This window comes from Streptomyces sp. NPDC087901, from assembly GCF_044742205.1.
In the GTDB taxonomy this organism is placed as follows: domain Bacteria; phylum Actinomycetota; class Actinomycetes; order Streptomycetales; family Streptomycetaceae; genus Streptomyces.
The window spans coordinates 440,283-465,399 of the sequence record NZ_JBIUUC010000003.1 but is presented as its reverse complement, the minus strand read 5'-3'; the positions used below and the strand labels follow the sequence as shown (position 1 = coordinate 465,399).

Below are 25,117 nucleotides of genomic sequence, written 5' to 3'. Positions count from 1 at the left end.
ATGCGAAGAACAGGGGCTGGTGACCAGGAAAGGACCACTATGTGCGGAATCGTGGGTTACGTCGGTGGGCAGTCGGCGCAGGACGTCGTCGTCGCCGGTCTCAAACGGCTGGAGTACCGGGGGTACGACTCCGCCGGGATCGCGATCCTCGCCGACGGGGGGCTGGCCGCCGCCAAGAAGGCCGGGAAGCTCGTCAACCTGGAGAAGGTGCTGGTCGAGCGGCCGCTGCCGGCCGGGAGCGCCGGGATCGGGCACACCCGGTGGGCCACCCACGGCGGCCCCACCGATGTCAACGCCCACCCGCACCTCGACAACGCCGGACGCGTCGCCGTCGTCCACAACGGGATCATCGAGAACTTCGCCGCCCTGCGCGCCGAGCTCGGCCGGCGCGGCCACGACCTGCTCTCCGAGACCGACACCGAGGTCGTCGCCCACCTCCTCGCCGAGGCGTTCTCGCAGAGCGCGGACCCGGCGGAAGCGATGCGGCAGGTCTGCCGGCGCCTCGAAGGTGCGTTCACGCTCGTCGCCGTGTTCGCGGACGCGCCCGACGTGGTGGTCGGGGCCCGGCGGAACTCGCCGCTCGTCGTCGGGGTGGGCGACGGCGAGGCCTTCCTCGCCTCCGACGTCGCCGCGTTCATCGCCCACACCCGCTCCGCGATCGAGCTCGGCCAGGACCAGGTGGTCGAGCTGCGGCGGGAGGGGGTCGTCGTCACCGGGTTCGACGGGGAGCCCGCCGAGGTGCGTGCGTACCACGTGGACTGGGACGCCTCCGCCGCCGAGAAGGGCGGCTACGCCTCCTTCATGCTCAAGGAGATCGCCGAACAGCCCAAGGCCGTCACCGACACCCTCCTCGGCCGGATCGACCCGGAGGGCACACTCCACCTCGACGAGGTGCGGATCACGCGGGGTGAGCTCCGCGAGGTCGACAAGGTGGTGATCGTCGCCTGCGGGACCGCGTTCCACGCCGGGATGATCGCCAAGTACGCCATCGAGCACTGGACCCGGATCCCGTGCGAGACCGAGCTCGCCAGCGAGTTCCGCTACCGCGACCCGATCCTTGACCCGCACACCCTCGTCATCGCCATCTCGCAGTCCGGCGAGACGATGGACACCCTGATGGCGCTGCGGCACGCCCGCGAACAGGGCGCGAAGGTCCTCGCCATCTGCAACACGAACGGCTCGACCATCCCCCGCGAGTCCGACGCCGTGCTCTACACGCACGCCGGTCCCGAGGTCGCCGTCGCCTCCACCAAGGCGTTCCTGACCCAGCTCGTCGCCTGCTATCTCGTCGCCCTCTATCTCGGCCAGGTGCGCGGGACCAAGTGGGGCGACGAGGTCCGTACCGTCATCCGTCAGCTCTCCGAGATCTCCGGGTCCGTCGACCGGGTCCTGGCGACGATGGAGCCGGTGCGTGAGCTGGCCCGGTCGCTCGCCTCGCACGACACCGTGCTCTTCCTCGGCCGGCACGTCGGCTATCCGGTCGCCCTGGAAGGCGCGTTGAAACTCAAGGAGCTCGCGTACATGCACGCCGAGGGCTTTGCCGCCGGCGAGCTCAAGCACGGGCCGATCGCGCTCATCGAGGACGGGCTGCCGGTCGTCGTCGTGGTGCCGTCCCCGGCGGGGCGCTCGGTGCTGCACGGCAAGATCGTGTCGAACATCCAGGAGATCCGGGCCCGCGGCGCCCTCACCGTCGTCATCGCCGAGGAGGGCGACGAGGAGGTCGTTCCGTACGCCGACCACCTCATCCGGATCCCCGCAACGCCTACTCTGCTTCAGCCGCTGGTCGCCACCGTGCCGTTGCAGGTCTTCGCCTGCGAGCTGGCGACGGCCCGCGGCAACGAGGTGGACCAGCCGCGCAACCTGGCGAAGTCCGTCACCGTGGAGTGAGTCGTGAGCGAGCAGTGAGGGTGCGTACGTGATCATCGGGGTCGGGATCGATGTGGCGGAGATCGAGCGGTTCGACGCGGCGCTGGAGCGTACGCCGCAGATGGCTCAACGCCTTTTCGTGGAGAGCGAGTTGCTGCTGCCCGGCGGTGAGCGGCGCGGGATCGCCTCGCTGGCCGCCCGGTTCGCCGCGAAGGAGGCCCTCGCCAAGGCGCTCGGCGCGCCCGGCGGGCTGCTGTGGACGGATGCCGAGGTGTACGTCGAGGAGACCGGGCAGCCCCGGCTGCGGGTCCGCGGCACGGTCGCCGCGCGCGCCGCGGAACTGGGCGTACGGCAGTGGCACGTGTCGCTGAGCCATGACGCGGGCATCGCCTCGGCGGTGGTGATCGCGGAGGGCTGAGCCGACGCGTGCGCGCGGATTCCTGCGTACGTTGGAGCCATGCGTACCGCTTACAGCGTCTCGACCGTACGGGCCGCCGAACAGGCCCTGATGGCACGGCTCCCGGAGGGTGCGCTGATGCAGCGCGCCGCCGCCGGACTCGCCGCCGCCTGCGCCGATCTGCTGCGGCGCGGCGGCCGCGTCTACGGCTCCCGGGTCGTCCTCCTCGTCGGCAGCGGCGACAACGGGGGCGACGCGCTGTACGCGGGGGCCCGGCTGGCCCGGCGCGGCGCGGGCGTCGTGGCCGTACGCGTCTCGCCCGGCCGGGCCCACGAGGGCGGGACCGCGGCGTTGCTGGCGGCCGGCGGGCGGGTGATGGACGGCGGCGATGTCGCCCCGCACCGCGACTGGGGCGGGCACATCGACCTCGTCGTGGACGGCATCACCGGCATCGGCGGGCGCGGCGGACTGCGGCCCGACGCCGCCGCCGTGGTGGAGCACTACGCGGCCCACGGGGTGCCCGTCGTCGCCGTCGATCTGCCGAGCGGCGTCGAGGCCGACACCGGCGAGGTGCTGGGGGCCGCCGTGCACGCGGACGCCACCGTCACCTTCGGCGCGTACAAGCCGGGGCTGCTCGTCGACCCGGCCGCCGAACGGGCCGGAGCCCTGCACCTCGTCGACATCGGGCTCGGCGCCGAACTGCCGGACGTACCCGATCTGGAGGCGCTCCAGTACGCGGACGTCGCCGCGCTGCTGCCCGTGCCCGCCGCGGAGAGCGACAAGTACCGGCGCGGCGTCGTCGGGATCGTCGCCGGATCGGCCCGATACCCGGGGGCGGCGGTGCTGGCCGTCTCCGGGGCGCTGCGCGGCGGGGCGGGGGCCGTGCGCTACGTCGGGCCGGGGGCCGACGCCGTGATCGCGCGGCATCCGGAGACCCTGGTCCACGCGGGCCCGCCGTCGAAGGCCGGGCGCGTGCAGGCGTGGGTGGTCGGGCCGGGGCTCGGCGACGGCACGGACGCCGTCGGGGCGGTCTCCGACGTGCTGGCCACGGACGTGCCCGTGCTCGTCGACGCGGACGGGCTGCGGCTGCTGGACGCCGCCGTCGTGCGGGCGCGCACCGCGCCCACCGTCCTCACCCCGCACGCCGGGGAGGCAGCGGCGCTGCTCGGCGTACCGCGCGAGGAGGTCGAGGCGGGGCGACTCGCCGCCGTACGCGAACTCGCCGCCCGGTTCCGTGCCACGGTCCTGCTCAAGGGGTCGACGACCCTGATCGCCACCGACGCCCCGCACACGCCCGTAAGGGTCAACCCGACCGGCACCTCCTGGCTGGCCACCGCGGGCAGCGGCGACGTGCTCTCAGGGCTGACCGGCTCGCTGCTCGCCGCGGGCCTCGCTCCGCGCGACGCCGCGTCCGTCGGCGCCCACCTCCACGGCCTGGCCGCCCGGCACGCCTCCGACGGCTCCCCGGTCGCCGCGCAGGACGTCGCGGAGGCGATCGCGGTGGCATGGCGGGACGTACGGGCCTGAGCGATCCTGAGGCGGGGTCACAGGGGGTGCGGCGGCGAAGGGAGTGGTTCGGTCGTGAGCAGCAGCGGTGACGTGCGCGTACGGCGGGTGTACGACCCCCAGGAGGACGGCGACGGCACCCGGGTCCTCGTCGACCGGCTCTGGCCGCGCGGCGTGTCCAAGGGAAGGGCCGCGATCGACCGGTGGCTCAAGGACCTCACTCCGTCGGACGAACTGCGCTCCTGGTACCACGAGGACCGCTCCGGGACCCGGTACGACACCTTCGTGGACCGCTACCGCGCCGAGCTCGCCGGCCCCGTGCAGGCGGCGGCCGTGGACGAGCTGACGGCGCTGCTGCGCGAGGGCGGTCCGGTGACGCTGGTCACGGCGGTCAAGGACGTCCCGCAAAGCCACGTCCCGGTCCTCGTCGACCATGTGGAACACGAGTTGCACCGCCGCTGACGTGCGCGTCCACCCACACGCCGCGCCCTGCCGCGGCCGTCGCCCGAGGGCACTGCCGTGCGCCTCTGAGACACTGGGCGCGATGAACGAGACAGCGTCCTTGAGAGCCCGTGCCGAGATCGACCTCGCCGCACTCCGCGCCAACGTGCGCGTTCTGCGGGCCAGGGCGTCCGGGGCGCAACTCATGGCCGTGGTCAAATCCGACGCGTACGGGCACGGGGCGGAGCGCTGCGCGCGCGCCGCGCTCGAAGCCGGCGCCACCTGGCTTGGCACCGCCACCCCGCACGAGGCGCTCGCCCTGCGCGCGGCAGGTCTCGGCGGCCGGGTGATGTGCTGGCTGTGGACGCCGGGCGGGCCCTGGCGCGAGGCGATCGAGGCCGGCATCGACGTGTCGGTGAGCGGCATGTGGGCGCTGCGCGAGGTCACCGCCGCGGCAGCGGAGGCGGGCCGGCCCGCCCGTATCCAGCTCAAGGCCGACACCGGCCTCGGACGCAACGGCTGCCAGCCCGCCGACTGGCCCGAACTGGTCGCCGCCGCCCGCACGGCCGAGCAGGCGGGCACGGTCCGCATCACCGGCCTCTGGTCCCACTTCGCCTGCGCCGACGAGCCCGGGCACCCGTCGATCACCGCTCAGCTGGACACGTTCCGCGACATGGTGGCGTACGCGGAGAAGGCCGGTGTCGAGCCCGAGGTGCGGCACATCGCGAACTCCCCGGCGACGCTTACGGTCCCCGAGTCGCACTTCGACCTCGTACGGACCGGGATCGCCATGTACGGCATCTCGCCCAGCCCCGAGCTCGGCACCCCAGCCGACTTCGGACTGCGTCCCGTGATGACGCTCGCCGCGTCCGTCGCCCTGGTCAAGCGGGTGCCGGCCGGTCACGGCATCAGCTACGGGCACCACTACACGACGTCCGCCGAGACCACGCTCGGCCTGGTGCCGCTCGGGTACGCGGACGGCATCCCCCGCCATGCCTCGGGCCGCGGCCCGGTCCTCGTCGACGGTGTCCGGCGGACGGTCGCGGGCCGGGTCGCCATGGACCAGTTCGTCGTCGACCTCCATGGGGACGAGCCGGCGGTGGGCAGCGACGCCGTGCTGTTCGGCCCGGGGGACCGGGGCGAGCCGAGCGCCGAGGACTGGGCGCAGGCGGCCGGCACGATCGCGTACGAGATCGTCACCCGCATCAGCGGCAGAGTGCCGCGGGTCTACCGGGACGACGAAACGCCGAAGGGCCCCACGGCCGGGTCCTGACCGAACGAGCGCCCCTGACCAGGCACGATCGGAGCACGTCCTGGGACGGCCGGACAAGATCGCAGGAGACCGGGCCGGCCCTTCGACCCTGACCCGACGGACACGACACGACCGACGAGGAGCGCGGCACGGTGAGTGAGATCAGCACGGTGGACGCGGTGGCGACGGCCGCTTCGGCGGCCGGCTGGCGCCGGGCGGGGATCGCCGGGGCCGCCATAGGTGTGATCGCCGCAGGCGCGGCGGCCGGGGTCGCGGTCGAGCGGCTGACGGTCGGCCGCGGCATGCGCAAGCGGGCCAGGCTGGCCCTGGACGCCACCGGACCGTACGGCTCGCTGCGCGGTATGCCGGGCCGGGCGGCGGCCGACGACGGCACCGAGCTGTACTACGAGATCGACGAGGTCGACCCGGGCAGCGGTACGGGAACGGGCGGCACGCCCCCCGGCTCCGCCGCCGGTCCGCGCCGGCGCCGTCTCTTCGGGCGCAAGGCACCCGCCCCGGTGACGGTCGTCTTCAGCCACGGCTACTGCCTCAGCCAGGACTCCTGGCACTTCCAGCGGGCGGCCCTGCGCGGCATCGTGCGAACCGTCCACTGGGACCAGCGCAGCCACGGCCGCTCCGAGCGCGGCCGGGCGCAGGCGCAGGGCGTGCACGTCGGCATCGACCAGCTGGGCCGCGACCTCAAGGCCGTCATCGACGCGGCCGTCCCCGAGGGGCCCGTGGTGCTGGTCGGGCACTCCATGGGCGGCATGACGATCATGGCGCTGGCCGACCAGTACCCGGCCCTGATGCGCGACCGGGTCGCCGCCGTCGCCTTCGTCGGCACGTCGAGCGGGAAGCTCGGCGAGGTCAGCTTCGGGCTTCCGGTGGCGGGTGTGAACGCGGTACGGCGGGTGCTGCCCGGTGTGCTGAAGGCGCTCGGTTCGCAGGCGGAGCTGGTGGAACGGGGGAGGCGGGCGACCGCGGATCTGTTCGCCGGGCTGATCAAGCGGTACTCGTTCGGCTCACGGGACGTGGACCCGGCGGTCGAGCGGTTCGCCGAGCGGCTCATCGAGTCCACGCCGATCGATGTCGTCGCGGAGTTCTACCCGGCCTTCGCCGAGCACGACAAGAGCAATGCGCTGCCGCTGTTCAGGGACGTCCCGGTGCTGATCCTGGCGGGCGACAAGGACCTGGTGACGCCCAGCTCGCACAGCGAGGCGATCGCGGACCAGTTGCCCGACGCGGAGCTGGTCATCGTCCCGGATGCCGGGCACCTGGTGATGCTGGAGCACCCGGAGACGGTGACGGACCGGCTGGCGGACCTGCTGGTGCGGGCCGGAGCCGTACCGGAGTCCTCCGAGGCCCGCGGGTGAGGGCCGGGGGCCGTCCCGAATCCTCTAACGTTGGCGGGCATGGAAGCACCGCACAACAGCCCGGCGGCTGAGCCCGCCGGAGACACCGCGCACGGGACGGCGTCCGGCATCGCGCAGAGCAGCGCGCACGACACCGCGCACGACACCACCCACGTCACCGCGCACGACGCCGTCGCCGTGACGCTGGCCGTCGAATCACCCGAACAGATGCAGGCCCTGGGCCGCCGGATCTCCGGTGTGCTGCGCCCCGGCGACCTGGTGATGCTCAGCGGTGAGCTCGGCGCCGGGAAGACGACTCTGACCCGCGGTCTCGGCGAGGGACTGGGCGTGCGCGGCGCCGTCACGTCCCCCACCTTCGTGATCGCCCGCGTCCACCCCCCGCTCGGCGACGGCCCGGCGCTCGTCCACGTCGACGCGTACCGCCTGGGCGGCGGGCTCGACGAGATGGAGGACCTGGACCTCGATGTGTCGCTGCCGGATTCGGTGGTGGTCGTCGAGTGGGGCGACGGCAAGGTCGAGGAGCTCTCCGACGACCGGCTCCAGGTGCTGATCGACCGCGCGGTCGGCGACACGGACGACGAACGGCGCGAGGTGACGCTCGTGGGCGTCGGCGCACGGTGGGCGGGGCTGCGCGCGGAGTCCTGGGCCCCGTGGCACGTGGCGGGGGCCTGAGAGGCTGTCGCCGCCGCGCCTGTTTCCCGACATGGTGTCGGCACATTGTTGCGCGGGGCGGTGCGGGCGTGGTGACATGGAGGGCGAGAGCAGGTTAGGTCTGCCTAACTGTGCCTTCCACCCGGAGCCCTAGGAGGCGTCCATGCCGACATCCGAGCGTGACGTGCAGCCGCCGCGGGCGGTATCGATGAGAGACCTGCTCGCAGCCGGGGCGGCGGCCGACGCGGTCTCCACCCCACCCGTCGCACCCCGCCCGCGCGGCGTGGCTCCCACACCGCGCGAGGGCACGGGACCCAACACGAAGCGGGCCTGAACCCGCCCGTCCGCTCCCGCTCCGTTGCCGGCCCTCAGCGGACGACGACGACCTTCACGCCCACCGTGGCGAACGTCCACACCGCGTTGCCGTCCTCGCGGGACATCCGTACGCCGCCCGCCTTCAGCGTCGGGTCCGGGCTCTCCATCGTGCCGTCCTGCGCGGCGCTGAACCCGATGGCCACGTCGTTGTTGGTCGCGAACCGGACCACGTGCTCGATCGGCACTCCGTCGGAGCCCGTGACACTGCCGGAGCGCGAGCTCACCCGGTAGGTGCCCGGCAGCGCGCTCACGGCGCTCGGCATCACCTTGAAGGTCCGGGTCGACTTGTTCTTCGCGTTCACCAGCCACACCCGGCGGTCACCCAGCGCGTACACCACGCGCACTCCCGTGCCGGACGCGGCGGGCACGGCGAGCGGGTCCTTCGTCGCCTTCGGCTTGGCATGGCCGCCCGTGGCCGACGCGCTGCTGGACGCCTTCGGCGTGACGCCGAGGTTGTCGGGGACGTTCGCCGACGCCTGGTAGGCAAGGAATCCGACCACGGCCACGGCCGCCGCAGTGAGCGCGGCCACGATTCCCGAGCTGCCCCTAGCCACCGTTCGCGCCTCTTTCGCCGTTGCAGTCCGCTGTAAGTCGTACAAGCGTTTACACGTACTCCGCGTATACCCCGGTGACGGTAGCACCGGAGCACCCCCGCACCTGGACGCCGTACGGGGCGCCGTACCGCCCGCGGCGGAGCCGTAGGCTGTTTGCGTGCTCTTGCTCGCTATGGATACCGCCACCCCCGCCGTCACCGTCGCCCTCCACGACGGGACCCGCGTCGTCGCCGAGTCCGGTCAGGTCGACGCCCGAAGGCACGGGGAGCTGCTGCTGCCCGCCGTCGACCGGGTCCTCGCCGAGGCCGGTGTGACACTCGACGCCGTGACGGACGTGGTCGTGGGGGTCGGCCCCGGCCCGTACACCGGGCTGCGGGTCGGCCTGGTGACAGCCGCGACCTTCGGCTCGGCGCTGTCCGTGCCCGTGCACGGGCTGTGCACCCTGGACGCTCTCGCGTACGCCGCGGGGCAGTCCGGGGTGGAGGGCCCGTTCGCCGTCGCCACGGACGCCCGCCGCAAGGAGGTGTACTGGGCCCGGTACGAGGACCCCCGCACCCGGACCGGTGAACCCGCCGTCGACCGGCCCGCCGACATCGCCGGGCAGCTCGCGGGCCTTCCCGTCGTCGGGGCGGGAGCGGTGCTCTACCCGGACGCGTTCCCGGACGCGCGCGGCCCCGAGCACGTCGCCGCCGGCGCGATGGCGGCCCTCGCCGCCGAACACCTCGCCGCGGGGACGGAGCTGCTGCCGCCCCAGCCGCTCTACCTGCGCAGGCCCGACGCGCAGGTTCCGAAGAACTACAAGGTGGTCACGCCGAAGTGACCGCCACGACCGCAGTGCTGCGCGAGATGCGCTGGTGGGACATCGACCCGGTGCTCGCTCTGGAGCACGAGCTGTTCCCGGACGACGCCTGGTCGGCCGGCATGTTCTGGTCCGAACTGGCACATGCCCGCGGCCCGCAGGCCACCCGCCGCTACGTGGTCGCCGAGGACCCGGTCTCCGGCCGGATCGTCGGATACGCGGGCCTCGCCGCGGCCGGTGACCTCGCCGACGTACAGACGATCGGCGTCACCCGAGGCCACTGGGGCGGCGGGCTCGGCTCCGAGCTCCTGACCGATCTGCTGAAGCACGCCACGGCCTTCGAGTGCGCCGAGGTGCTGCTGGAGGTCCGGGTCGACAACACCCGGGCGCAGAAGCTGTACGAGCGCTTCGGCTTCGAACCGATCGGCTTCCGGCGCGGCTACTACCAGCCGGGCAACATCGACGCACTCGTCATGCGCCTCCACGTACAAGAAAACGAGACTGACTGATGGCTGACGAACCGCTCGTACTCGGCATCGAGACCTCCTGCGACGAGACCGGCGTCGGCATCGTCCGCGGGACGACGCTGCTCGCCGACGCCGTCGCGTCCAGCGTCGACACGCACGCCCGTTTCGGCGGCGTCGTCCCGGAGATCGCCTCCCGCGCGCACCTGGAGGCGATGGTCCCCACGATCGAGCGCGCCCTGAAGGAGGCCGGCGTCACCGGCCGCGACCTCGACGGCATCTCCGTCACCGCGGGCCCCGGACTCGCCGGCGCCCTGCTCGTCGGCGTCTCGGCGGCGAAGGCGTACGCGTACGCGCTGAACAAGCCGCTGTACGGCGTGAACCACCTCGCCTCGCACATCTGCGTCGACCAGCTGGAGCACGGCCCGCTGCCCGAGCCGACGATGGCACTGCTGGTCAGCGGCGGGCATTCCTCGCTGCTGCTCGCCCCCGACATCACCAACGACGTGCGGCCGCTCGGCGCGACCATCGACGACGCTGCCGGCGAGGCCTTCGACAAGATCGCCCGGGTGCTGCACCTCGGCTTCCCCGGCGGTCCGGTCATCGACCGTCTCGCGAAGGAGGGCGACCCGAAGGCCATCGCGTTCCCGCGCGGCCTGAGCGGTTCGCGCGACCCCGCGTACGACTTCTCCTTCTCCGGCCTGAAGACCTCCGTGGCCCGCTGGATCGAGGCGAAGCGCGCCGCGGGCGAGGAGGTGCCGGTACGGGACGTGGCGGCGTCCTTCCAGGAGGCCGTGGTGGACGTGCTCACGCGAAAGGCCGTCCGCGCCTGCAAGGACGAGGGCGTCGACCACCTGATGATCGGCGGCGGTGTCGCGGCCAACTCGCGGCTGCGGGCGCTCGCGCAGGAGAGGTGCGAGCGGGCCGGTATCCGGCTGCGCGTGCCGCGCCCCGGGCTGTGCACCGACAACGGGGCCATGGTCGCCGCGCTGGGTGCGGAGATGGTGGCCCGCAACCGGCCCGCATCCGACCTGGAGCTCTCGGCGGACTCGTCGCTGCCGGTCACCGAGACCCACGTGCCGGGCGCCGGTCACGACCACGCCCACACGCACGACCATGTGCACGAGATCAGCAAGGACAACCTGTACTCATGAGCGGGAACGGTACGACCGTCGCCCTGATGTGGGAGGCCCGGGCCACCGAGGGCCGGGGCGCGGAACTGCTGGAGTGGGCGCGCGCCCGCGCGGGTGAGCTGGAGCGGCCGCCCCTGCGCAGCGAGCTGCTGCGCGCCCCGCAGGACCGGGTCCTGGTCATCACCTGGTGGGACGGCGCCTACGGCGACGGGCTGCCGGAGCTGCCCGAGCCGGAGGCGGGGATCGTCACCCGGCCGGTGCACCGCTGGCGCTTCGAGTCCCTCGGTCCAGCAGACCGGTGATGATCGCGTCTAGTTCGTCGGCCACCTCGTAGTCGGTGGCGTACGCCCGCCAGTCGTCCTTGATCGCGGTGAGCCGGGGCAGCTCCGCCGCGTCCTCGGCGGTGACCATCTCGGGGAAGTACCGGGTGGACGGCGGCCGCCCTCGCGGCCCGTCCGCTCGCCGGTCCGGAGGATTCTCCGAAGAATTCCGGGGGAACTGTCGATCCGGCCGTGTCCCGTTCGACGCAGAGGTGAGAGGCAGGGAAAGCCCCCGCCCTCCCGACCGAGGAGTCACCATGCCGCGCTTCATGTCCCTCATCCGCATCGACGAGCAGGCCGCCGCCGGTTTCGAGCCCGACCCCGACTTCGAGAAGCGCATGGGCGCCTTGTTCGAGGAGATCACCAAGGCGGGAGTGATGCTGGAGACCGCCGGCCTCACCCCGACCGCCCAGGGCACCCGCGTCCATTGGGCCGGAGGCAAGCTCAGCTACACCGACGGGCCCTTCACCGAGACCAAGGAAGTCGTCGGCGGGTACGCCATCCTCCAGTGCAAGGACAAGGACGAGGCACTGGAATGGACCAAGCGGTTCCTGCAGTGCCACCCGGAGAGCTGGAGCGTCACCTCCGAGATCCGGGCCATCGACGAAGCGACCGGCTGACCGCCGGCTGACCGGCCGGTCGCGCTTGCCCGGGTGCCGCACGGCTGCTCTGATGGGTGGCCGTGACGGCAGCGAGCGCGGTTGAAGCGGTATTCAGGATCGAGTCCGCGCGGATCATCGCCGGTGTCGCCCGGATCGTCCGGGACGTGGGCATCGCCGAGGAACTCGCGCAGGACGCGCTGGTCGCCGCGCTGGAACAGTGGCCGGAGTCGGGCGTCCCGGACAACCCGGGAGCCTGGCTCATGGCCACGGCCAAGCACCGCGCCATCGATCTCGTACGCCGCCGCGAGACGTACGCCCGCAAGCTGGCCGAGATGGGCCGCGACCTGGACACCGTCTCCGCCGAACCGGACCCGGGCGCCGCGGACCCGGACGGCATCGACGACGACCTGCTGCGGCTGATCTTCACCTCCTGCCATCCGGTGCTCTCCACCGACGCCCGGATCGCCCTCACCCTGCGCCTCCTCGGCGGCCTCACCACCGAGGAGATCGCCCGCGCCTTCCTGACCACCGAGCCCACCGTCGCCCAGCGCATCGTCCGCGCCAAACGGGCACTCGGCCGGGCCGGAGTCCCCTTCGAGGTGCCGTACGGCCCCGAGCGCGCGGCCCGGCTCGGATCGGTGCTCGAAGTCATCTACCTGGTCTTCAACGAGGGCTACGCCGCGACCGCCGGCGACGACTGGCTGCGCCCGGCGCTCTGCGAGGACGCGCTGCGCCTGGCCCGGGTGCTGGCCGGGCTGATGCCGCAGGAGCCCGAGGCGCACGGGCTGGCCGCCCTGCTGGAGCTCCAGGCATCCCGCACCGCCGCCAGGACCGGGCCGGACGGTGCCCCGGTGCTGCTCGCCGACCAGAACCGGGTCCGCTGGGACCGGCTGCTGATCCGCCGCGGCTTCGCGGCCCTGCTCCGGGCGAGCGAGACGGCCGCGGAGGCGGGGCAGGCCCTGGGGCCGTACGCCCTCCAGTCCGCCATCGCTGCCTGCCATGCGCGGGCGGTCCGGTACGAGGACACCGACTGGGCCGCCATCGCCGCCCTTTACGATCGCCTAGCCACCCTGACCCCGTCCCCGGTCGTCGAGCTCAACCGCGCCGTCGCCGTCTCCATGGCCGAGGGCCCGGCCGCCGGACTGGCCCTGGTCGACGCGCTGGCCGCCGACCCCGCGCTCAAGGCGTACCACTTGCTGCCGAGCGTCCGCGGGGATCTGCTGGAGCGGATGGGACGTACGGACGAGGCACGCGCCGAGTTCGTACGGGCGGCGGAGCTCACCCGCAACGAACGGGAACGGGCCCTGCTCCTGGGCCGGGCCGGCCGATGAGTTCCAGGCCTGCCACCGGTCTACCCTGCACGGCGTTTCGCACCACCGAGTGAGGAGAAGACCATGCAGAAGGTCACCACGTTCCTGTGGTTCGACAAAGGCCAGGCCGAGGAGGCGGCGGACCACTACATCTCCGTCATCGGCGGCGACTCGCGCGTCCTGGACGTGACCCGCTGGACCGCGGCCTCACCGGGCGAGGAGGGCGCGGTGATGACCGTACGGTTCCAGCTGGACGGCGCCGAGTACATCGCGTTCGACGGCGGCCCCGAGTTCCCCTTCAGCGAGGCCGTCTCCCTCTCCGTCGAGTGCGCGTCGCAGGAGGAGGCGGACCGGCTGTGGGACAGGCTCACCGCGGACGGCGGACAGGAGAGCCAGTGCGGCTGGCTCAAGGACAAGTTCGGCGTCTCGTGGCAGATCATCCCGCCCGGTCTCGGTGAGGCCCTGACCGATCCGGATCCGGACAAGGCGGCCCGCGCCATGAAGGCGATGCTCGGCATGAAGCGCCTCGACATCGAGGCCCTGCGCAACGCCTGACACGGGTGTCATGCGGCATCGGTACTGCGGTCCGACCTGGTTCCAGGCCGGACCGCAGCGCTCGTAGGACAGGGATCAGCTCGGCTGGTCTCCGGTGTACCGGTAGATCTCCGCGCCGCTGTTGATGTGCCACACGGTGCCGTCGGCGCCGGCGGCGATGTCGATGGCGGTGCCCGGGATATTGATCCACGGGTTGCCGCCACTGGCGTCGTTGTTGGTGTACCGGTAGATGCTGCCGGCAGGATCGACGCCCCACACGTTCGTGCGGGACCCCACCGCGATGCGCTTGAGGCTGCCGGAGACGTTCCTCCACGGGTTCGAGGAGTCCTGGTCCCCGGTGTACCGGAAGACCTGGTTGCCGCTGTTGACGCCCCACACGGTGCCGTCGGCGCCCGCGCCGATGTCGCTCAGCGCCCCGGGGATCTTGACCCACGGGTTGGCGTCGTGGTTCGTGTACCGGTAGATGGAGTTGGCGGAGTCCACCCCCCACACGTTCGTGCGGGAGCCCGCGTCGATGCGGACCAGGCTGCCGGAGATGCCCTTCCAGGGGTTGGAGCCGTCCTGGTCGCCGGTGTACCGGTAGATCTGGTTGCCGCCGTTGACGCCCCACACGGTGCCGTCGGCGCCCGCGCCGATGTCGCTGAGACCTCCTGGGATGTTGATCCACGGACTGGCGTCGTAGTTGGTGTACCGGAAGATGCTGCTTGCCGCGTTGACACCCCACACCGTGGTCCTGGACCCCGCGGAGATGGCAGTGAGACTGCCCGCGATCTTCACCCAATCCGCCATGCCGAACTCGCCTTCCTTCGTGCCAGTGCTTGCCCTCATCCTTGGCAGGCAGACGAGTCGGCCAAACAGGTTAATAACTGCACTAATCATAAAAAAGTCTGCAAACCGGCGTTTGATCTCGGCCCGCCTTGTGAGCTGTGGGCGGTGAGGGGCTCGGCAGGGAGCCGGGCGACCGAAAGCGCAGTCCCGCCCAGGGGGGATGGACACGTGAACCGTCCTGTGCAGATGGCAACTGCGACTGCATCAACAGGCATCGTTGGGTGCGGTGTCGGACGGTGCCATGCGCTCAACGGCGTCTGCGCCCGGCAGTGAACAACCGCCGGCAAGGACGAACAGCCGCGGTGGTCGGTCGGGCGTGGGGCGGCCCCCGGCGCTCGGTAGGGTCTGGCGCATGCCCCCTCGCTCAGCGCTGCCGCCGCCCCCGCCGCCCGTGGAGATACGTTCCTGGCCCGACCGGGGCGCGTTGCTCGCCGACCGGGCCTTCATTCTCGGTGCGTTGGTGAGGATGCACCTGGGGCCCGGACGGCTCGGGCTGCTGTGGCTGTGGGGCGCGCTCGGTGCACTCGGCTGGGCGCTGATCGGCGCGGCCTTCGTCACCTTCGAGGAGTCGTACGACATCTTCAGCGCCGCCTTCGGCGCGATCATGCTGGCCATGGGTGCCTGCTGCCTGCTGCCGGCCGTCATCCTCGTCGTCATCGGTCTGCGCCGGGACCGGGAGATCCGCCGACTGCTCGCACAGTGGGGCGCGTTGGACCGTGATCCGGCGAGCGACGCCGCGTACCGGCTGCCGGGCGTGAGCCTCGCCTGGCTGCTGGGGTCCTTCGCGCTCTGCGCGTGCGGGCTGTACGCCTGCTTCGCGGTGCCGGCGGGCGCCGTCCGCGGCGACGACACCTACGGTCTGATGGCTCTGGTCATGGGCCTCGGGTTCATCGCCTGGCTCATTGGCCTCATCGGCATCACCAAGGCCTTCTGGCACCGGCGTTGGATCCTGAGGACACTGGCCGGCGCGGCCGCACCCGAGCCTCTCGTCTCCTCCGGCGGCGGTGCCCACCGCTGACCCCGGCCCTATCCTTGGCGCGTACACGGGCGACTTTGGGGGAGGGCGTTTTCATGGCGTGGTACTGGTGGGTGCTCATCATCTTCTGGACGGGCGGCTTCGGCTGGGTGGTCGACAACGTCCGTACGGCGCTGCGCAATCGGCACACCCGCAGGCTGGAGCTGCTGGAGGCCGACAAGCAGGAACGGCTGGCGGTCGAGGCGGCGAACAGGCCGCCGGAGCCGGTCTGCGGCTGCACGCACCATCTCGCCAAGCACGACAAGCAGGGCAAGTGCCACGAGCGGGTCGAGGTGCCGACCGCGTGGGACGAGCAGAAGAAGCCGGTGCGCTTCGAGTCGGGGCAGTGCAACTGCCAGCAGTACGTGGGTCCGCAGCCGCTCTCGCAGGTGTACGCGGAGGACCTGACCGACCTCGCCTGAGGCCGTCCGCAGTCACCCGAGGCCGGCCTCCGGGCCGGTCACGGGACGGCCGATCAGCATCGTCGGCGCGTCCGCGACCCGGGTCAGGAAGACCGTGGCCGCGTTCGGGCCCTGGAGCTTCATCTTCCTGCGCAGTTCCTCCGGTTCGACCGCCGAGCCGCGCTTCTTGACCGTGAGGACGCCGACCTTCCGCTCCCGCAGCAGCGCCTTCAGCCGCTTCATGTTGAACGGGAGCTGATCGGTGATCTCGTAGCCGGAGGTGTACGGGGAGTCGTACAGCTCGTCGCTCGTGACGTACGCGATCATCTCGTCGAACAGCCGGCCGTGGCACCGCTCCACGATCCCGGCGACCAGATGCGCCCGGATCACCGCGCCGTCCGGCTCGTACAGATAGCGGCCCACCGGGCCGACGGGCGGGGCGGGCAGTGCGGCCGGAGCGGACAGGGTGGCGCCCGACGGGAGCAGGGTCGCGCGGTACGAACCCGCCTCGAAGCCCTCACCGAACCAGAGCACCGCCTCCTTCACGTCGCCGCCGTCCGAGATCCACTCGGCCTCCGCCTGCGGCCCGATCGCCTCGTGCGGGACACCCGGGGCGATCTTCAGCGCTGCCCTGGGGGCCTTCAGCGCGGCCGCCATGGCCCAGGACAGGGGCGGGGAGTACGCCTCCGGGTCGAAGATCCGGCCGCGTCCGCCCCGGCGGGCCGGGTCGACGAAGACGGCGTCGTAGGGCGAGGTGTCGATCTCCGTGACGTCGGCGCACCGCACCTCGATCAGCGCGTCCAGGCCGAGCGCGACGGCGTTGGCGCGGGCCACCTCGGCGGTCAGCGGGTCGCGGTCCACGGCGAGTACGGAGATCCCGGCCCGGGCCAGGGCGATCGCGTCGCCGCCGATCCCGCAGCAGAGGTCGGCGACGCTGCGCACCCCGGCGTCCGCGAACCGGCGGGCGCGGTAGCCGGCCACCGAGGTGCGGGTCGCCTGCTCGACCCCGTTCGGCGTGAAGAACATCCGGTGCGCGTCCTCGGCCCCGAACTTCGCCACCGCCCGCTGCCGCAGCCGGGCCTGCCCCAGCGCCGCCGAGACGAGGGCGGCCGGGTGACTGCGGCGCAGCCGGGTGGCGGTGGCCAGTTCGGTGGCGGGGTCGTACGACCGCAGCCCGGCCAGCAGCTCGGCGCCCTCGGGGGTGCGCAGGGCCAGGAAGGCGGCGAGAGGGTCGGGGGCGTCGGACGGGCCGGTCGGGGCGAGAGCGTTCACCCGCCCCATTGTGGGCCAGTCGGCTGCGCGCCAGCCGGGGGACCGTGCGGGGCGGGCGCTGTGTCGGGCCGGATGCCCGATCCCGGGCTGGCAGGATGCGGCGCCATGCAGCCAGTACGACAAAAGGAAGAATTCGACATGAAGAGGCGCAGACCGGGTGCGGTGTCGGACGGGCAGGGGCGGAAGAGGCGCGCGCAGGGACACTTGCGTCGCCGGCCGGGCTACGCGGTCCTCGCCGCGCTCCTGGTCGCCGCCGTCGGGTCGGGCTGTGCGGCCGGGACCGGTGACCGTGCCCCGGCCGATCCGGCGCGCGCGGCCGCCGCCCGGGCCGGACAGCAGGGCGGCCCCCCGGCAGGGGCGGTGGGCTCCGTCGCGGCGAAGGCGGAGAAGGTGCGCCGCGCCCAGGCCGCACGGGCGGTCGCCGCCAAGAAGTGGGGCCTGGCGAGCACCCCGCTGGCTCCGCCGGCGCCGCCCGCCGCGAAGCCGCACATCACCACCCGCAAGGGCTTCGAGGTCGAGGGCGGCGACGCCTCGCTGCCGCCGGTCTTCACCACGGTCCCCACCAAGGAGAAGGTCGTCTTCCTGACGATGGACGACGGGGACGACAAGGACCCCGAGCTGCTGCGGATGATGTCGGAGCTGAGCATCCCGTACAGCGCCTTCCTCAGTGACTACCTGGTGCGCGACGACTACGGGTACTTCAAGGAGGCCCAGGCCCGCGGTGTCGTCCTCGGCAACCACACGCTGAACCACCGCTACATGCCGGGCCTCTCCCACGAGGAGCAGAAGCGGGAGATCTGCGACCAGCAGGACATCATCGAGCAGCAGTACGGCGAGCGCCCCCGGCTCTTCCGGCCGCCGTACGGCAACTACAACGGCGACACCCTGCGGATCGCCAGGTCCTGCGGCATCACGGCCGTGCCCCTCTGGGCGGCCGAGGCGTTCCCCGACCACATGGAGTGGCGGGAGGAGGACCAGGACCTGCACCCCGGCGACATCATCCTCACCCACTTCCGCGGCAAGAAGGACTGGAAGGGCAGCATGCCCGACCTGATCCGGTCCGTCATGAAGGTCATCACGGACAAGGGATACGCGGTGGCCCGGCTGGAGGACTACGTATGAGCAGGGCGCACCGGCTGCTGGCCGGACTGCTGACCGCCGGTGCGCTCCTGACCGCAGCCGGCTGCGCGCAGTCGGTGGACGCGATCGAGCGGCTGGGCCGGAAGGCGGCGCAGCGGGTGAACCCGTCGCCGAGTGCGGTGGAGGTGCGGCCCACGGCGGTGCGCGGTGATCACGGGGCGCCCGGGGCGATGGTCGTCGTCGCCTGCGGCCGCGCCGCGGCGGCCGGGGACGCCCGGGTGCGCCCGCCGGTCCGCTGGTGGCCGGAGCGGTCGGGGCCGCGCGGCGGGGCGGCCGCGGATGCGGGGTGCCGGCGCTCCTGACGTGCGGAACGGTCCGGACGCTTGCGGCGTTCTCCCTGTGCCGGGCGGGTCCCGACAGGGGGCGACCGGACGCCACGAGGGGCGTGAATTGGCACTCCGCTTGACCGAGTGCTAATCGCGGTCATAGTCTCAGTGCTGGCACTCCCCACTGGAGAGTGCCAGCAGTTCTGTGCGACCGGCAGGTCCGGCACCCGCGACGACGGGCCCACCTGGTCGCCACCCAAAGACTGATAACCCCGTGAGATCTCCGAAGGGGGAGACCGGATCGTGTCGACCAGCACCAAGGTTGCGATCAAGCCGCTCGAGGACCGCATTGTGGTCCAGCCGCTCGACGCCGAGCAGACCACGGCCTCCGGCCTGGTCATTCCCGACACCGCCAAGGAGAAGCCCCAGGAGGGCGTCGTCCTGGCCGTGGGCCCGGGCCGCTTCGAGAACGGCGAGCGCCTTCCGCTCGACGTCAAGACCGGCGATGTCGTGCTGTACAGCAAGTACGGCGGCACCGAGGTGAAGTACAACGGCGAGGAGTACCTCGTCCTCTCGGCTCGCGACGTGCTCGCGATCATCGAGAAGTAATTCACTTAACGTTTGCTTCTGTTCTGCGCCCCTGGCCCCCTGCGAAATGACTAGCCGGGCGGCGAGGGGCGCAGTTCTTGTTTTGAGAGGACAGTTCAGCTCCATGGCGAAGATCCTGAAGTTCGACGAGGACGCCCGTCGCGCCCTCGAGCGCGGCGTCAACAAGCTTGCCGACACGGTCAAGGTGACGATCGGCCCCAAGGGCCGCAACGTCGTCATCGACAAGAAGTTCGGTGCGCCCACCATCACCAACGACGGTGTCACCATCGCGCGCGAGGTCGAGCTGGACGACCCGTACGAGAACCTCGGTGCCCAGCTGGTGAAGGAGGTGGCGACCAAGACCAACGACGTAGCCGGTGACGGTACGACCACCGCCACCGTCCTGGCCCAGGCGCTCGTCCGCGAAGGCCTGCGCAACGTGGCCGCGGGCGCGTCCCCGGCCGCCCTGAAGAAGGGCATCGACGCCGCGGTCAAGGCCGTCTCCGAGGAGCTCCTCGCGACGGCCCGCCCGATCGAGGACAAGTCCGACATCGCCGCCGTGGCCGCGCTCTCCGCGCAGGACACCCAGGTCGGCGAGCTCATCGCGGACGCGATGGACAAGGTCGGCAAGGACGGTGTCATCACCGTCGAGGAGTCCAACACCTTCGGTCTGGACCTCGACTTCACCGAGGGCATGGCCTTCGACAAGGGCTACCTGTCCCCGTACATGGTGACCGACCAGGAGCGTATGGAGGCCGTCCTCGACGACCCGTACATCCTGATCCACCAGGGCAAGATCGGCTCGATCCAGGAGCTGCTGCCGCTCCTGGAGAAGGTCATCCAGGCCGGTGCCTCCAAGCCGCTGCTGATCATCGCCGAGGACGTCGAGGGCGAGGCCCTGTCGACCCTGGTCGTCAACAAGATCCGTGGCACCTTCAACGCCGTCGCGGTGAAGGCCCCGGGCTTCGGTGACCGCCGCAAGGCCATGCTCGGCGACATCGCCACCCTCACCGGTGCGACCGTCATCGCCGAGGAGGTCGGCCTCAAGCTCGACCAGGCCGGTCTGGACGTGCTGGGCACCGCCCGCCGCGTGACCGTCTCCAAGGACGACACCACCATCGTCGACGGTGGCGGCAAGTCCGACGAGGTCGCCGGCCGCGTCAACCAGATCAAGGCCGAGATCGAGTCCACGGACTCGGACTGGGACCGCGAGAAGCTCCAGGAGCGCCTGGCGAAGCTGGCCGGCGGTGTCTGCGTGATCCGCGTCGGTGCGGCCACCGAGGTGGAGCTCAAGGAGAAGAAGCACCGTCTGGAGGACGCCATCTCCGCGACCCGCGCTGCGGTCGAGGAGGGCATCGTCTCCGGTGGTGGCTCCGCTCTGGTCCACGCCGTCAAGGTCCTCGAGGGCAACCTCGGCAAGACCGGCGACGAGGCCACCGGTGTCGCGGTCGTGCGCCGCGCCGCCGTCGAGCCGCTCCGCTGGATCGCGGAGAACGCGGGCCTCGAGGGCTACGTCATCACCTCGAAGGTCGCCGACCTCGACAAGGGTCAGGGCTTCAACGCCGCGACCGGCGAGTACGGCGACCTGGTCAAGGCCGGCGTCATCGACCCGGTCAAGGTCACCCGCTCCGCGCTGGAGAACGCCGCGTCCATCGCGTCGCTGCTGCTCACGACCGAGACCCTGGTCGTCGAGAAGCCGGCCGAGGACGAGGCCGACGCCGGTCACGGCCACGGTCACTCGCACTAGCGTGTAGCTTTCCGCGCAAGCGGTGAGGCCCGGTATCCCCTCGGGGGATACCGGGCCTCTTGCGTTGCGTGTTCGGGCCCGGGGAGGGTCACGCCGAGCGGGACAGCCCCTCCCCGTGCACCGGGTCCGCGAACGGCCGGCCGGCCGCGAAGCGTTCCAGTTCGTCCAGGGCCTGGTCCGCCATCCGGTGCAGCTCGTTGCCCAGCGACCCCGCGACATGCGGAGTCAGCAGCACGTTCGGCAGGTCGTACAGCGGTGAGGACGCCCGCGGCAGGTCGGGGTCCGTCACGTCCAGGACCGCGTGCAGCCGCCCGCTCGTCAGCTCGGGGAGCAGCGCGTCCTCGTCGACCAGCGACCCGCGCGCCGTGTTGATCAGCGTCGCGCCCGCCGGCATCGCCGCCAGCTGGGCGGCGCCGACGAGATGGTGCGTCTCGGGCAGTTGCGGGGCGTGCACCGAGACGACGGAGCTGCTCGCGCACAGGTCGTCGAGCGTGGTGAGGCGGACACCGAGCCGTGCCGCCCCCTCCTCGCTGACGTACGGGTCGTACAGCAGGACGTCGAGATCGAAGGGGCGCAGCAGCTCGATCACCCGGCGCCCGATCCGGGAGGCGCCGATGATCCCCACCGTGCGGCGGTAGTTGCCGGTGCCGTCCAGCTCGTCGAGCCAGTCGTGCCTGGTGCGCAGGGCGCGGTAGCGCTGCGCGGAGCCCAGGACCTGCTTGCCCGCGAAGAGGATCGCGGCGAGGGTGAACTCGGCCACCGGCAGCGCGTTGGCCCCGGCCGCCGAGGTGACGGCGATGCCCCGCTCCCAGCAGGCGTCGGTGATGTGGTGCTTCACGGACCCGGCCGCATGCACCACCGCACGCAGCCGCGGGGCGGCGGCCAGGACCGGCGCGGTGAGCGGCGTCGCGCCCCAGCAGGTGAAGAGCACGTCGGCCTCGGCGAGCGCGGCCGCCACCTCGGGCGTCGGATCGGCCAGGTCATGGGCGACGAGACGCGTGTCCGTACGGGTGAGGGCGGCCAGCCGGGTGTGGTGGCGTTCGGCGAGGAGACGTCCGGCGATGCCGGGGCCCATCGCGAGCAGGGCACGGGGCCGGTTGTCAGAGGCGTGCTGCATGGTGGAACTCGTACTCCTCGGGGCTCGCGTGGACGGTCACTTGACGCTTCCGGCGGTCAGTCCCGCCTTCCAGTGCCGCTGCAGGGAGACGAAGGCGACGATCAACGGGATGACGGCGAGCAGGGAGCCGGTGACGACGAGGGGGTAGAAGCTCGGCTCGCCATGGGTGTTGGTGTTCCACGAGTACAGACCGAGGCTCAGCGGGAAGAGCTTGCGGTCCGAGAGCATCACGAGGGGGAGGAAGAAGTTGTTCCAGATCGCGGTGAACTGGAAGAGGAAGACGGTCACGAAGCCGGGCATGACCATCGGCAGACCGACGGACCAGAAGATGCGCAGCTCACCCGCCCCGTCGATACGGGCGGCCTCCAGCGCCTCGTTCGGTATGTAGCCCGAGCAGAACACCCGCGCGAGATACACGCCGAACGGGTTGACGAGCACCGGGATCAGCACCGACCAGTAGGTGTTGACCAGTCCGACCTTGGACGCCAGCAGGTACATCGGCAGGGCGAGCGCGGTGGTGGGGACGAGCACACCCATCAGCACCAGGCCGAACAGATTCTCCTTGCCCCGGAATTCGTACTTGTCGAAGGCGTATCCCGCGGCGACGCAGATCAGCGAGCAGACGATCGCCCCGCCGCCCGCGTACAGAAGGCTGTTGAGGTACCAGCGGAAGTAGATGCCGTCGCCGTACGAGGCCAGGTTCGACAGGTTCTCGCCGAGGTTGAAGCCGTCGAAGGAGAACGCGTTGCCGGCGAGCAGATCGCCGGTGTCCTTCGTGGCGGCGGTGACCAGCCAGACGAGCGGGAAGAGCATGTAGACGACGGCGAGCAGGAGGAAGCCGTTGACCGCGGTCTTCGACATCCAGCGGCCGCGGGAGGCGGGGGAACTCATGCTTTCTTGCCCTTCCGGCCGGTGAAGCGGGTGACGACGAAGGACAGCAGCGCGGCCGTGAGCGCCAGCAGGATGGAGGCGGCCGCTGCGAGCCCGTAGTCGTTGCGCTCGAAGGCCGCGGTGTACGCGTACATGTTCGGCGTCCAGGTGGAGGTGACGGCGGAGCCGGTTCCCTTGTTGAGGATCAGCGGCTCGGTGAACAGCTGGAGCGAGCCGATGACGGTGAACAGCGCGACCATCACGACGGAGGCGCGGATCAGCGGGACCTTGATGCCGACCGCGATGCGCCAGGCGCCGGCCCCGTCGACCGTGGCCGCTTCGAGTACGGAGCGGTCGATGGCCTGCAACGCGGCGTAGAAGATCACCATGTTGTAGCCGAGCCACTCCCACAGCGCGATGTTGACGACGGAGGGCAGGGCCCCTCCGGGCGAGAAGAAGTCGAATCCGATGCCGCCGGACTCCATGGCGCTGACGACCGGGCTGAGCTGCGGTGTGTAGAGGTACACCCAGATCAGTGCGGCGATGATGCCGGGCACCGCGTGCGGCAGGAACAGCGCGAGCTGGAAGAACCGACGGGCACGGGCCAGCGTGGAGTCCAGCAGCAGCGCGAGGGCGAGGGCTCCGACGAGGAGCAGCGGGATGTAGAAGAGGCAGTATCCGAGGAGTACGCCGAAGCCCTCGCGGAATGCCCGGTCGCCCAGGGCCGCCGTGTAGTTGTCGAGTCCGCTGAAGACGGTCTCGGTGCCGCCGAAGCCCAGGCCGGACTGCTTCTCGGTGAACAGGCTGAGCCAGACCGCGTATCCGATCGGCAGCACCATCGCCAGCGTGAACAGTACGAAGAAGGGCCCCAGCAGGACGGCGGCGGCTCTGGTGGTCCGGGCGTGCTTCATCAGCCTGCGTCCTCGACCTTCAGACCGCGCTTCTTCAGCTCGGCGACGGTGGCGTCGTGCCCGGCCTTCACGGCGTCCTTGACGGTGGTTCCGCCGCTTGCGACCTTGCCGAACTGGTCCTTCATCGTGGTGTTCGTGGTGCCGGTCGTCGGGCCCCAGTTCCAGTTCGGGCCGATGGACGTCGCGGCGTCCTCGAACACCTGGTAGATGTCCTCGCCGCCGTAGAAGTCCGCGTCGAACGCCTTCTTCGCGACCGGGCGCAGGGACGCCGCGGCAGGGAAGGCGCTCGACGTGCCGGACTCGATGCGGGCCTTGATGCCTTCCGGGGTGGTCGACATCCAGGTGGCGAACTCGACCGCCGCCTCGGCCTTCTTGCTGTCCTTCGTCACCGCGAAGGTGGAGCCGCCGAGCATGCCGCTGGCCGGTGTGCCGTCCCAGCTGGGCATCGGGGCGACGGCCCACTTGCCGCTCTGCTCGGGCAGGGTGCCCTTGAGGACACCGGCGCCCCAGGCCGCGCCGAGGTAGCCGACGGTGCCGCCGTTCTTGAGGGAGTTGGTCCACTCGGGGCTGAACGAGGCGTTGGCGCGGATCAGGTCGTCGTCGAGCAGACCCTGCCAGTAGTCGGCGACCTTGTTGGTGGCCGCGTCGGTGGTGTCGACCTTCCAGGTGTCGCCCTCGGGCTTGTACCACTGGGCGCCGGCCTGCCAGGCCATCGCCTGGAAGGTGGTCGGGTCGTCGGGGAAGAACGTGCCGATCCGGGCCTTCTTGTCGGCCTTCTTTACCTTCTCCGCGGCCTTGCGGAAGTCGTCCCAGGTCTTGGGGACCTCGACGCCGTACTTCTCGAACAGGTCCTTGCGGTAGTAGAAGGACTGCGGCGAGGCGTCGAAGGGGACGGCCCAGTTCTTGCCGCCGAGTGTCGTCAGCTCCACCGCCTGGGGCAGCAGCTTCTTCCGGATGTCCTCGGTGAAGTACTGGCCGATGTCCTGGAGGGCGCCCTGGCTGACGTACTCCGGAAGCTGCGGGTACTCGATGGAGACCAGGTCGGGGGCGTTGCCCGCCTTCACAGCGTTGGAGATCTTGGCGTAGCCGCCCGCGTTGCCGGACGGGATCTCCTCGTACACCACCTTGATGTCCGTGTGCGAGGCGTTGAACGCGTCAACGACTTCCTTGGATCCCTTGGTCCAGCCCCAGAAGGTGACGCTGACGGGCTTGCCGTCACTTCCGGCGGCGGAACTGTCGTCTCCGCTGCCGCCACAGGCCGTGAGAACGGCGAGGGCGGTGGCGGCGCCGACTACGGCGAGGGAGGTTCTGCTCGAACTGCGGCTCACAGCGAGGCTCCTGAACAGACGGCGACATTGGCGTTG

General features: G+C 71.5%; 29 protein-coding genes. 21 read left to right on the top strand and 8 right to left on the bottom strand.

What is annotated here, in order from left to right; all coding sequences use genetic code 11:
- Window positions 1–39 precede the first annotated feature (39 nt).
- From glmS to ACIOEW_RS11610, 8 genes are all read left to right on the top strand, one after another.
- Window positions 40–1,887 (top strand): glutamine--fructose-6-phosphate transaminase (isomerizing), encoded by a 1,848-nt coding sequence (glmS, locus tag ACIOEW_RS11645; protein WP_362555255.1) that lies wholly within the window; start codon window positions 40–42, stop codon window positions 1,885–1,887.
- 28 nt (window positions 1,888–1,915) lie between these two features.
- Window positions 1,916–2,284 carry a holo-ACP synthase gene (locus tag ACIOEW_RS11640; RefSeq protein ID WP_362555257.1) on the top strand — a complete coding sequence of 123 codons (369 nt, stop codon included), beginning with the start codon at window positions 1,916–1,918 and terminating at the stop codon, window positions 2,282–2,284.
- 39 nt (window positions 2,285–2,323) lie between these two features.
- Entirely contained in the window at window positions 2,324–3,790 is a 1,467-nt protein-coding gene (locus ACIOEW_RS11635; protein WP_401963418.1) for an NAD(P)H-hydrate dehydratase, read from the top strand.
- 54 nt (window positions 3,791–3,844) lie between these two features.
- Entirely contained in the window at window positions 3,845–4,231 is a 387-nt protein-coding gene (locus tag ACIOEW_RS11630) for a DUF488 domain-containing protein (RefSeq protein ID WP_401963416.1), read from the top strand.
- 82 nt (window positions 4,232–4,313) lie between these two features.
- Window positions 4,314–5,483 carry an alanine racemase gene (alr, locus tag ACIOEW_RS11625; RefSeq protein ID WP_401963414.1) on the top strand — a complete coding sequence of 390 codons (1,170 nt, stop codon included), beginning with the start codon at window positions 4,314–4,316 and terminating at the stop codon, window positions 5,481–5,483.
- 131 nt (window positions 5,484–5,614) lie between these two features.
- On the top strand, window positions 5,615–6,835 hold the full coding sequence (locus ACIOEW_RS11620) for an alpha/beta hydrolase (protein ID WP_362555264.1): 1,221 nt from the start codon (window positions 5,615–5,617) through the stop codon (window positions 6,833–6,835).
- A 39-nt stretch (window positions 6,836–6,874) separates the two neighbouring features.
- The gene (tsaE, locus tag ACIOEW_RS11615; RefSeq protein ID WP_401963413.1) at window positions 6,875–7,507 is read left to right on the top strand and encodes a tRNA (adenosine(37)-N6)-threonylcarbamoyltransferase complex ATPase subunit type 1 TsaE; all 633 of its coding nucleotides are present in this window, start codon (window positions 6,875–6,877) and stop codon (window positions 7,505–7,507) included.
- 142 nt (window positions 7,508–7,649) lie between these two features.
- On the top strand, window positions 7,650–7,820 hold the full coding sequence (locus tag ACIOEW_RS11610; protein ID WP_362555268.1) for a hypothetical protein: 171 nt from the start codon (window positions 7,650–7,652) through the stop codon (window positions 7,818–7,820).
- 34 nt (window positions 7,821–7,854) lie between these two features.
- On the opposite strand, the gene ACIOEW_RS11605 is transcribed toward ACIOEW_RS11610, so the two are convergent.
- Entirely contained in the window at window positions 7,855–8,415 is a 561-nt protein-coding gene (locus tag ACIOEW_RS11605; protein ID WP_362555270.1) for a hypothetical protein, read from the bottom strand.
- A gap of 172 nt (window positions 8,416–8,587) precedes the next feature.
- On the opposite strand from ACIOEW_RS11605, the gene tsaB reads away from it, so the two are divergent.
- From tsaB to ACIOEW_RS11585, 4 genes are read left to right on the top strand one after another with little or no spacing between them, the layout of a single operon-like run.
- Complete coding sequence (tsaB, locus tag ACIOEW_RS11600; protein ID WP_362555322.1) at window positions 8,588–9,235, top strand: tRNA (adenosine(37)-N6)-threonylcarbamoyltransferase complex dimerization subunit type 1 TsaB; 648 nt, start codon at window positions 8,588–8,590, stop codon at window positions 9,233–9,235.
- A complete protein-coding gene (rimI, locus tag ACIOEW_RS11595; protein WP_362555272.1) occupies window positions 9,232–9,723 on the top strand; it encodes a ribosomal protein S18-alanine N-acetyltransferase in 492 nt (163 codons plus the stop codon). Before tsaB ends, rimI begins: the two co-directional genes overlap by 4 nt.
- The gene (gene tsaD, locus ACIOEW_RS11590; RefSeq protein WP_362555274.1) at window positions 9,723–10,832 is read left to right on the top strand and encodes a tRNA (adenosine(37)-N6)-threonylcarbamoyltransferase complex transferase subunit TsaD; all 1,110 of its coding nucleotides are present in this window, start codon (window positions 9,723–9,725) and stop codon (window positions 10,830–10,832) included. The genes rimI and tsaD overlap by 1 nt, the downstream gene beginning before the upstream one ends.
- Window positions 10,829–11,113 carry a hypothetical protein gene (locus ACIOEW_RS11585; RefSeq protein ID WP_362555276.1) on the top strand — a complete coding sequence of 95 codons (285 nt, stop codon included), beginning with the start codon at window positions 10,829–10,831 and terminating at the stop codon, window positions 11,111–11,113. Before tsaD ends, ACIOEW_RS11585 begins: the two co-directional genes overlap by 4 nt.
- Here ACIOEW_RS11585 and ACIOEW_RS11580 read toward each other — a convergent pair.
- Complete coding sequence (locus ACIOEW_RS11580) at window positions 11,058–11,222, bottom strand: hypothetical protein (RefSeq protein ID WP_401963411.1); 165 nt, start codon at window positions 11,220–11,222, stop codon at window positions 11,058–11,060. The two genes, ACIOEW_RS11585 and ACIOEW_RS11580, sit on opposite strands and share 56 nt — an antisense overlap.
- A 166-nt stretch (window positions 11,223–11,388) precedes the next feature.
- On the opposite strand from ACIOEW_RS11580, the gene ACIOEW_RS11575 reads away from it, so the two are divergent.
- From ACIOEW_RS11575 to ACIOEW_RS11565, 3 genes are all read left to right on the top strand, one after another.
- The gene (locus ACIOEW_RS11575) at window positions 11,389–11,751 is read left to right on the top strand and encodes a YciI family protein (RefSeq protein ID WP_401963410.1); all 363 of its coding nucleotides are present in this window, start codon (window positions 11,389–11,391) and stop codon (window positions 11,749–11,751) included.
- 62 nt (window positions 11,752–11,813) lie between these two features.
- On the top strand, window positions 11,814–13,064 hold the full coding sequence (locus tag ACIOEW_RS11570) for an RNA polymerase sigma factor (protein ID WP_401963409.1): 1,251 nt from the start codon (window positions 11,814–11,816) through the stop codon (window positions 13,062–13,064).
- 63 nt (window positions 13,065–13,127) lie between these two features.
- The gene (locus ACIOEW_RS11565; RefSeq protein ID WP_401963408.1) at window positions 13,128–13,598 is read left to right on the top strand and encodes a VOC family protein; all 471 of its coding nucleotides are present in this window, start codon (window positions 13,128–13,130) and stop codon (window positions 13,596–13,598) included.
- A 75-nt stretch (window positions 13,599–13,673) separates the two neighbouring features.
- On the opposite strand, the gene ACIOEW_RS11560 is transcribed toward ACIOEW_RS11565, so the two are convergent.
- Window positions 13,674–14,387, bottom strand: coding sequence for a tectonin domain-containing protein (locus ACIOEW_RS11560; protein ID WP_362555288.1), 714 nt, complete (start codon window positions 14,385–14,387; stop codon window positions 13,674–13,676).
- 391 nt (window positions 14,388–14,778) lie between these two features.
- Here ACIOEW_RS11560 and ACIOEW_RS11555 point away from each other — a divergent pair, with 391 nt between their 5' ends.
- Together ACIOEW_RS11555 and ACIOEW_RS11550 are read left to right on the top strand one after the other, a co-directional pair.
- On the top strand, window positions 14,779–15,444 hold the full coding sequence (locus tag ACIOEW_RS11555) for a hypothetical protein (RefSeq protein WP_401963407.1): 666 nt from the start codon (window positions 14,779–14,781) through the stop codon (window positions 15,442–15,444).
- A 53-nt stretch (window positions 15,445–15,497) separates the two neighbouring features.
- Complete coding sequence (locus ACIOEW_RS11550; protein ID WP_362555292.1) at window positions 15,498–15,863, top strand: hypothetical protein; 366 nt, start codon at window positions 15,498–15,500, stop codon at window positions 15,861–15,863.
- 12 nt (window positions 15,864–15,875) lie between these two features.
- On the opposite strand, the gene ACIOEW_RS11545 is transcribed toward ACIOEW_RS11550, so the two are convergent.
- On the bottom strand, window positions 15,876–17,123 hold the full coding sequence (locus tag ACIOEW_RS11545; protein ID WP_362555294.1) for a THUMP-like domain-containing protein: 1,248 nt from the start codon (window positions 17,121–17,123) through the stop codon (window positions 15,876–15,878).
- A gap of 96 nt (window positions 17,124–17,219) precedes the next feature.
- Between ACIOEW_RS11545 and ACIOEW_RS11540 the strand changes: the two genes are divergently transcribed.
- The 4 genes from ACIOEW_RS11540 (at window position 17,220) to groL (ending at window position 20,855) form a co-directional block, all read left to right on the top strand.
- Window positions 17,220–18,236 (top strand): polysaccharide deacetylase family protein, encoded by a 1,017-nt coding sequence (locus ACIOEW_RS11540; protein ID WP_401963404.1) that lies wholly within the window; start codon window positions 17,220–17,222, stop codon window positions 18,234–18,236.
- Window positions 18,233–18,556, top strand: a complete 324-nt coding sequence (locus ACIOEW_RS11535; protein ID WP_401963402.1) for a hypothetical protein — start codon at window positions 18,233–18,235, stop codon at window positions 18,554–18,556. The genes ACIOEW_RS11540 and ACIOEW_RS11535 overlap by 4 nt, the downstream gene beginning before the upstream one ends.
- 264 nt (window positions 18,557–18,820) lie before the next feature.
- The gene (groES, locus tag ACIOEW_RS11530) at window positions 18,821–19,129 is read left to right on the top strand and encodes a co-chaperone GroES (RefSeq protein ID WP_024490209.1); all 309 of its coding nucleotides are present in this window, start codon (window positions 18,821–18,823) and stop codon (window positions 19,127–19,129) included.
- 103 nt (window positions 19,130–19,232) lie between these two features.
- Window positions 19,233–20,855 carry a chaperonin GroEL gene (gene groL / locus ACIOEW_RS11525; RefSeq protein ID WP_362555297.1) on the top strand — a complete coding sequence of 541 codons (1,623 nt, stop codon included), beginning with the start codon at window positions 19,233–19,235 and terminating at the stop codon, window positions 20,853–20,855.
- An 88-nt stretch (window positions 20,856–20,943) separates the two neighbouring features.
- Here groL and ACIOEW_RS11520 read toward each other — a convergent pair whose 3' ends face one another.
- From ACIOEW_RS11520 to ACIOEW_RS11505, 4 genes are read right to left on the bottom strand one after another with little or no spacing between them, the layout of a single operon-like run.
- Window positions 20,944–21,972 (bottom strand): hydroxyacid dehydrogenase, encoded by a 1,029-nt coding sequence (locus ACIOEW_RS11520; protein WP_401963400.1) that lies wholly within the window; start codon window positions 21,970–21,972, stop codon window positions 20,944–20,946.
- A 36-nt stretch (window positions 21,973–22,008) separates the two neighbouring features.
- Complete coding sequence (locus ACIOEW_RS11515) at window positions 22,009–22,863, bottom strand: carbohydrate ABC transporter permease (RefSeq protein WP_351001581.1); 855 nt, start codon at window positions 22,861–22,863, stop codon at window positions 22,009–22,011.
- Window positions 22,860–23,753 (bottom strand): sugar ABC transporter permease, encoded by an 894-nt coding sequence (locus ACIOEW_RS11510; RefSeq protein ID WP_362555301.1) that lies wholly within the window; start codon window positions 23,751–23,753, stop codon window positions 22,860–22,862. The genes ACIOEW_RS11515 and ACIOEW_RS11510 overlap by 4 nt, the downstream gene beginning before the upstream one ends.
- Window positions 23,753–25,081 (bottom strand): ABC transporter substrate-binding protein, encoded by a 1,329-nt coding sequence (locus ACIOEW_RS11505; RefSeq protein ID WP_401963398.1) that lies wholly within the window; start codon window positions 25,079–25,081, stop codon window positions 23,753–23,755. Before ACIOEW_RS11505 ends, ACIOEW_RS11510 begins: the two co-directional genes overlap by 1 nt.
- Between the last annotated feature and the right edge of the window lie 36 nt (window positions 25,082–25,117).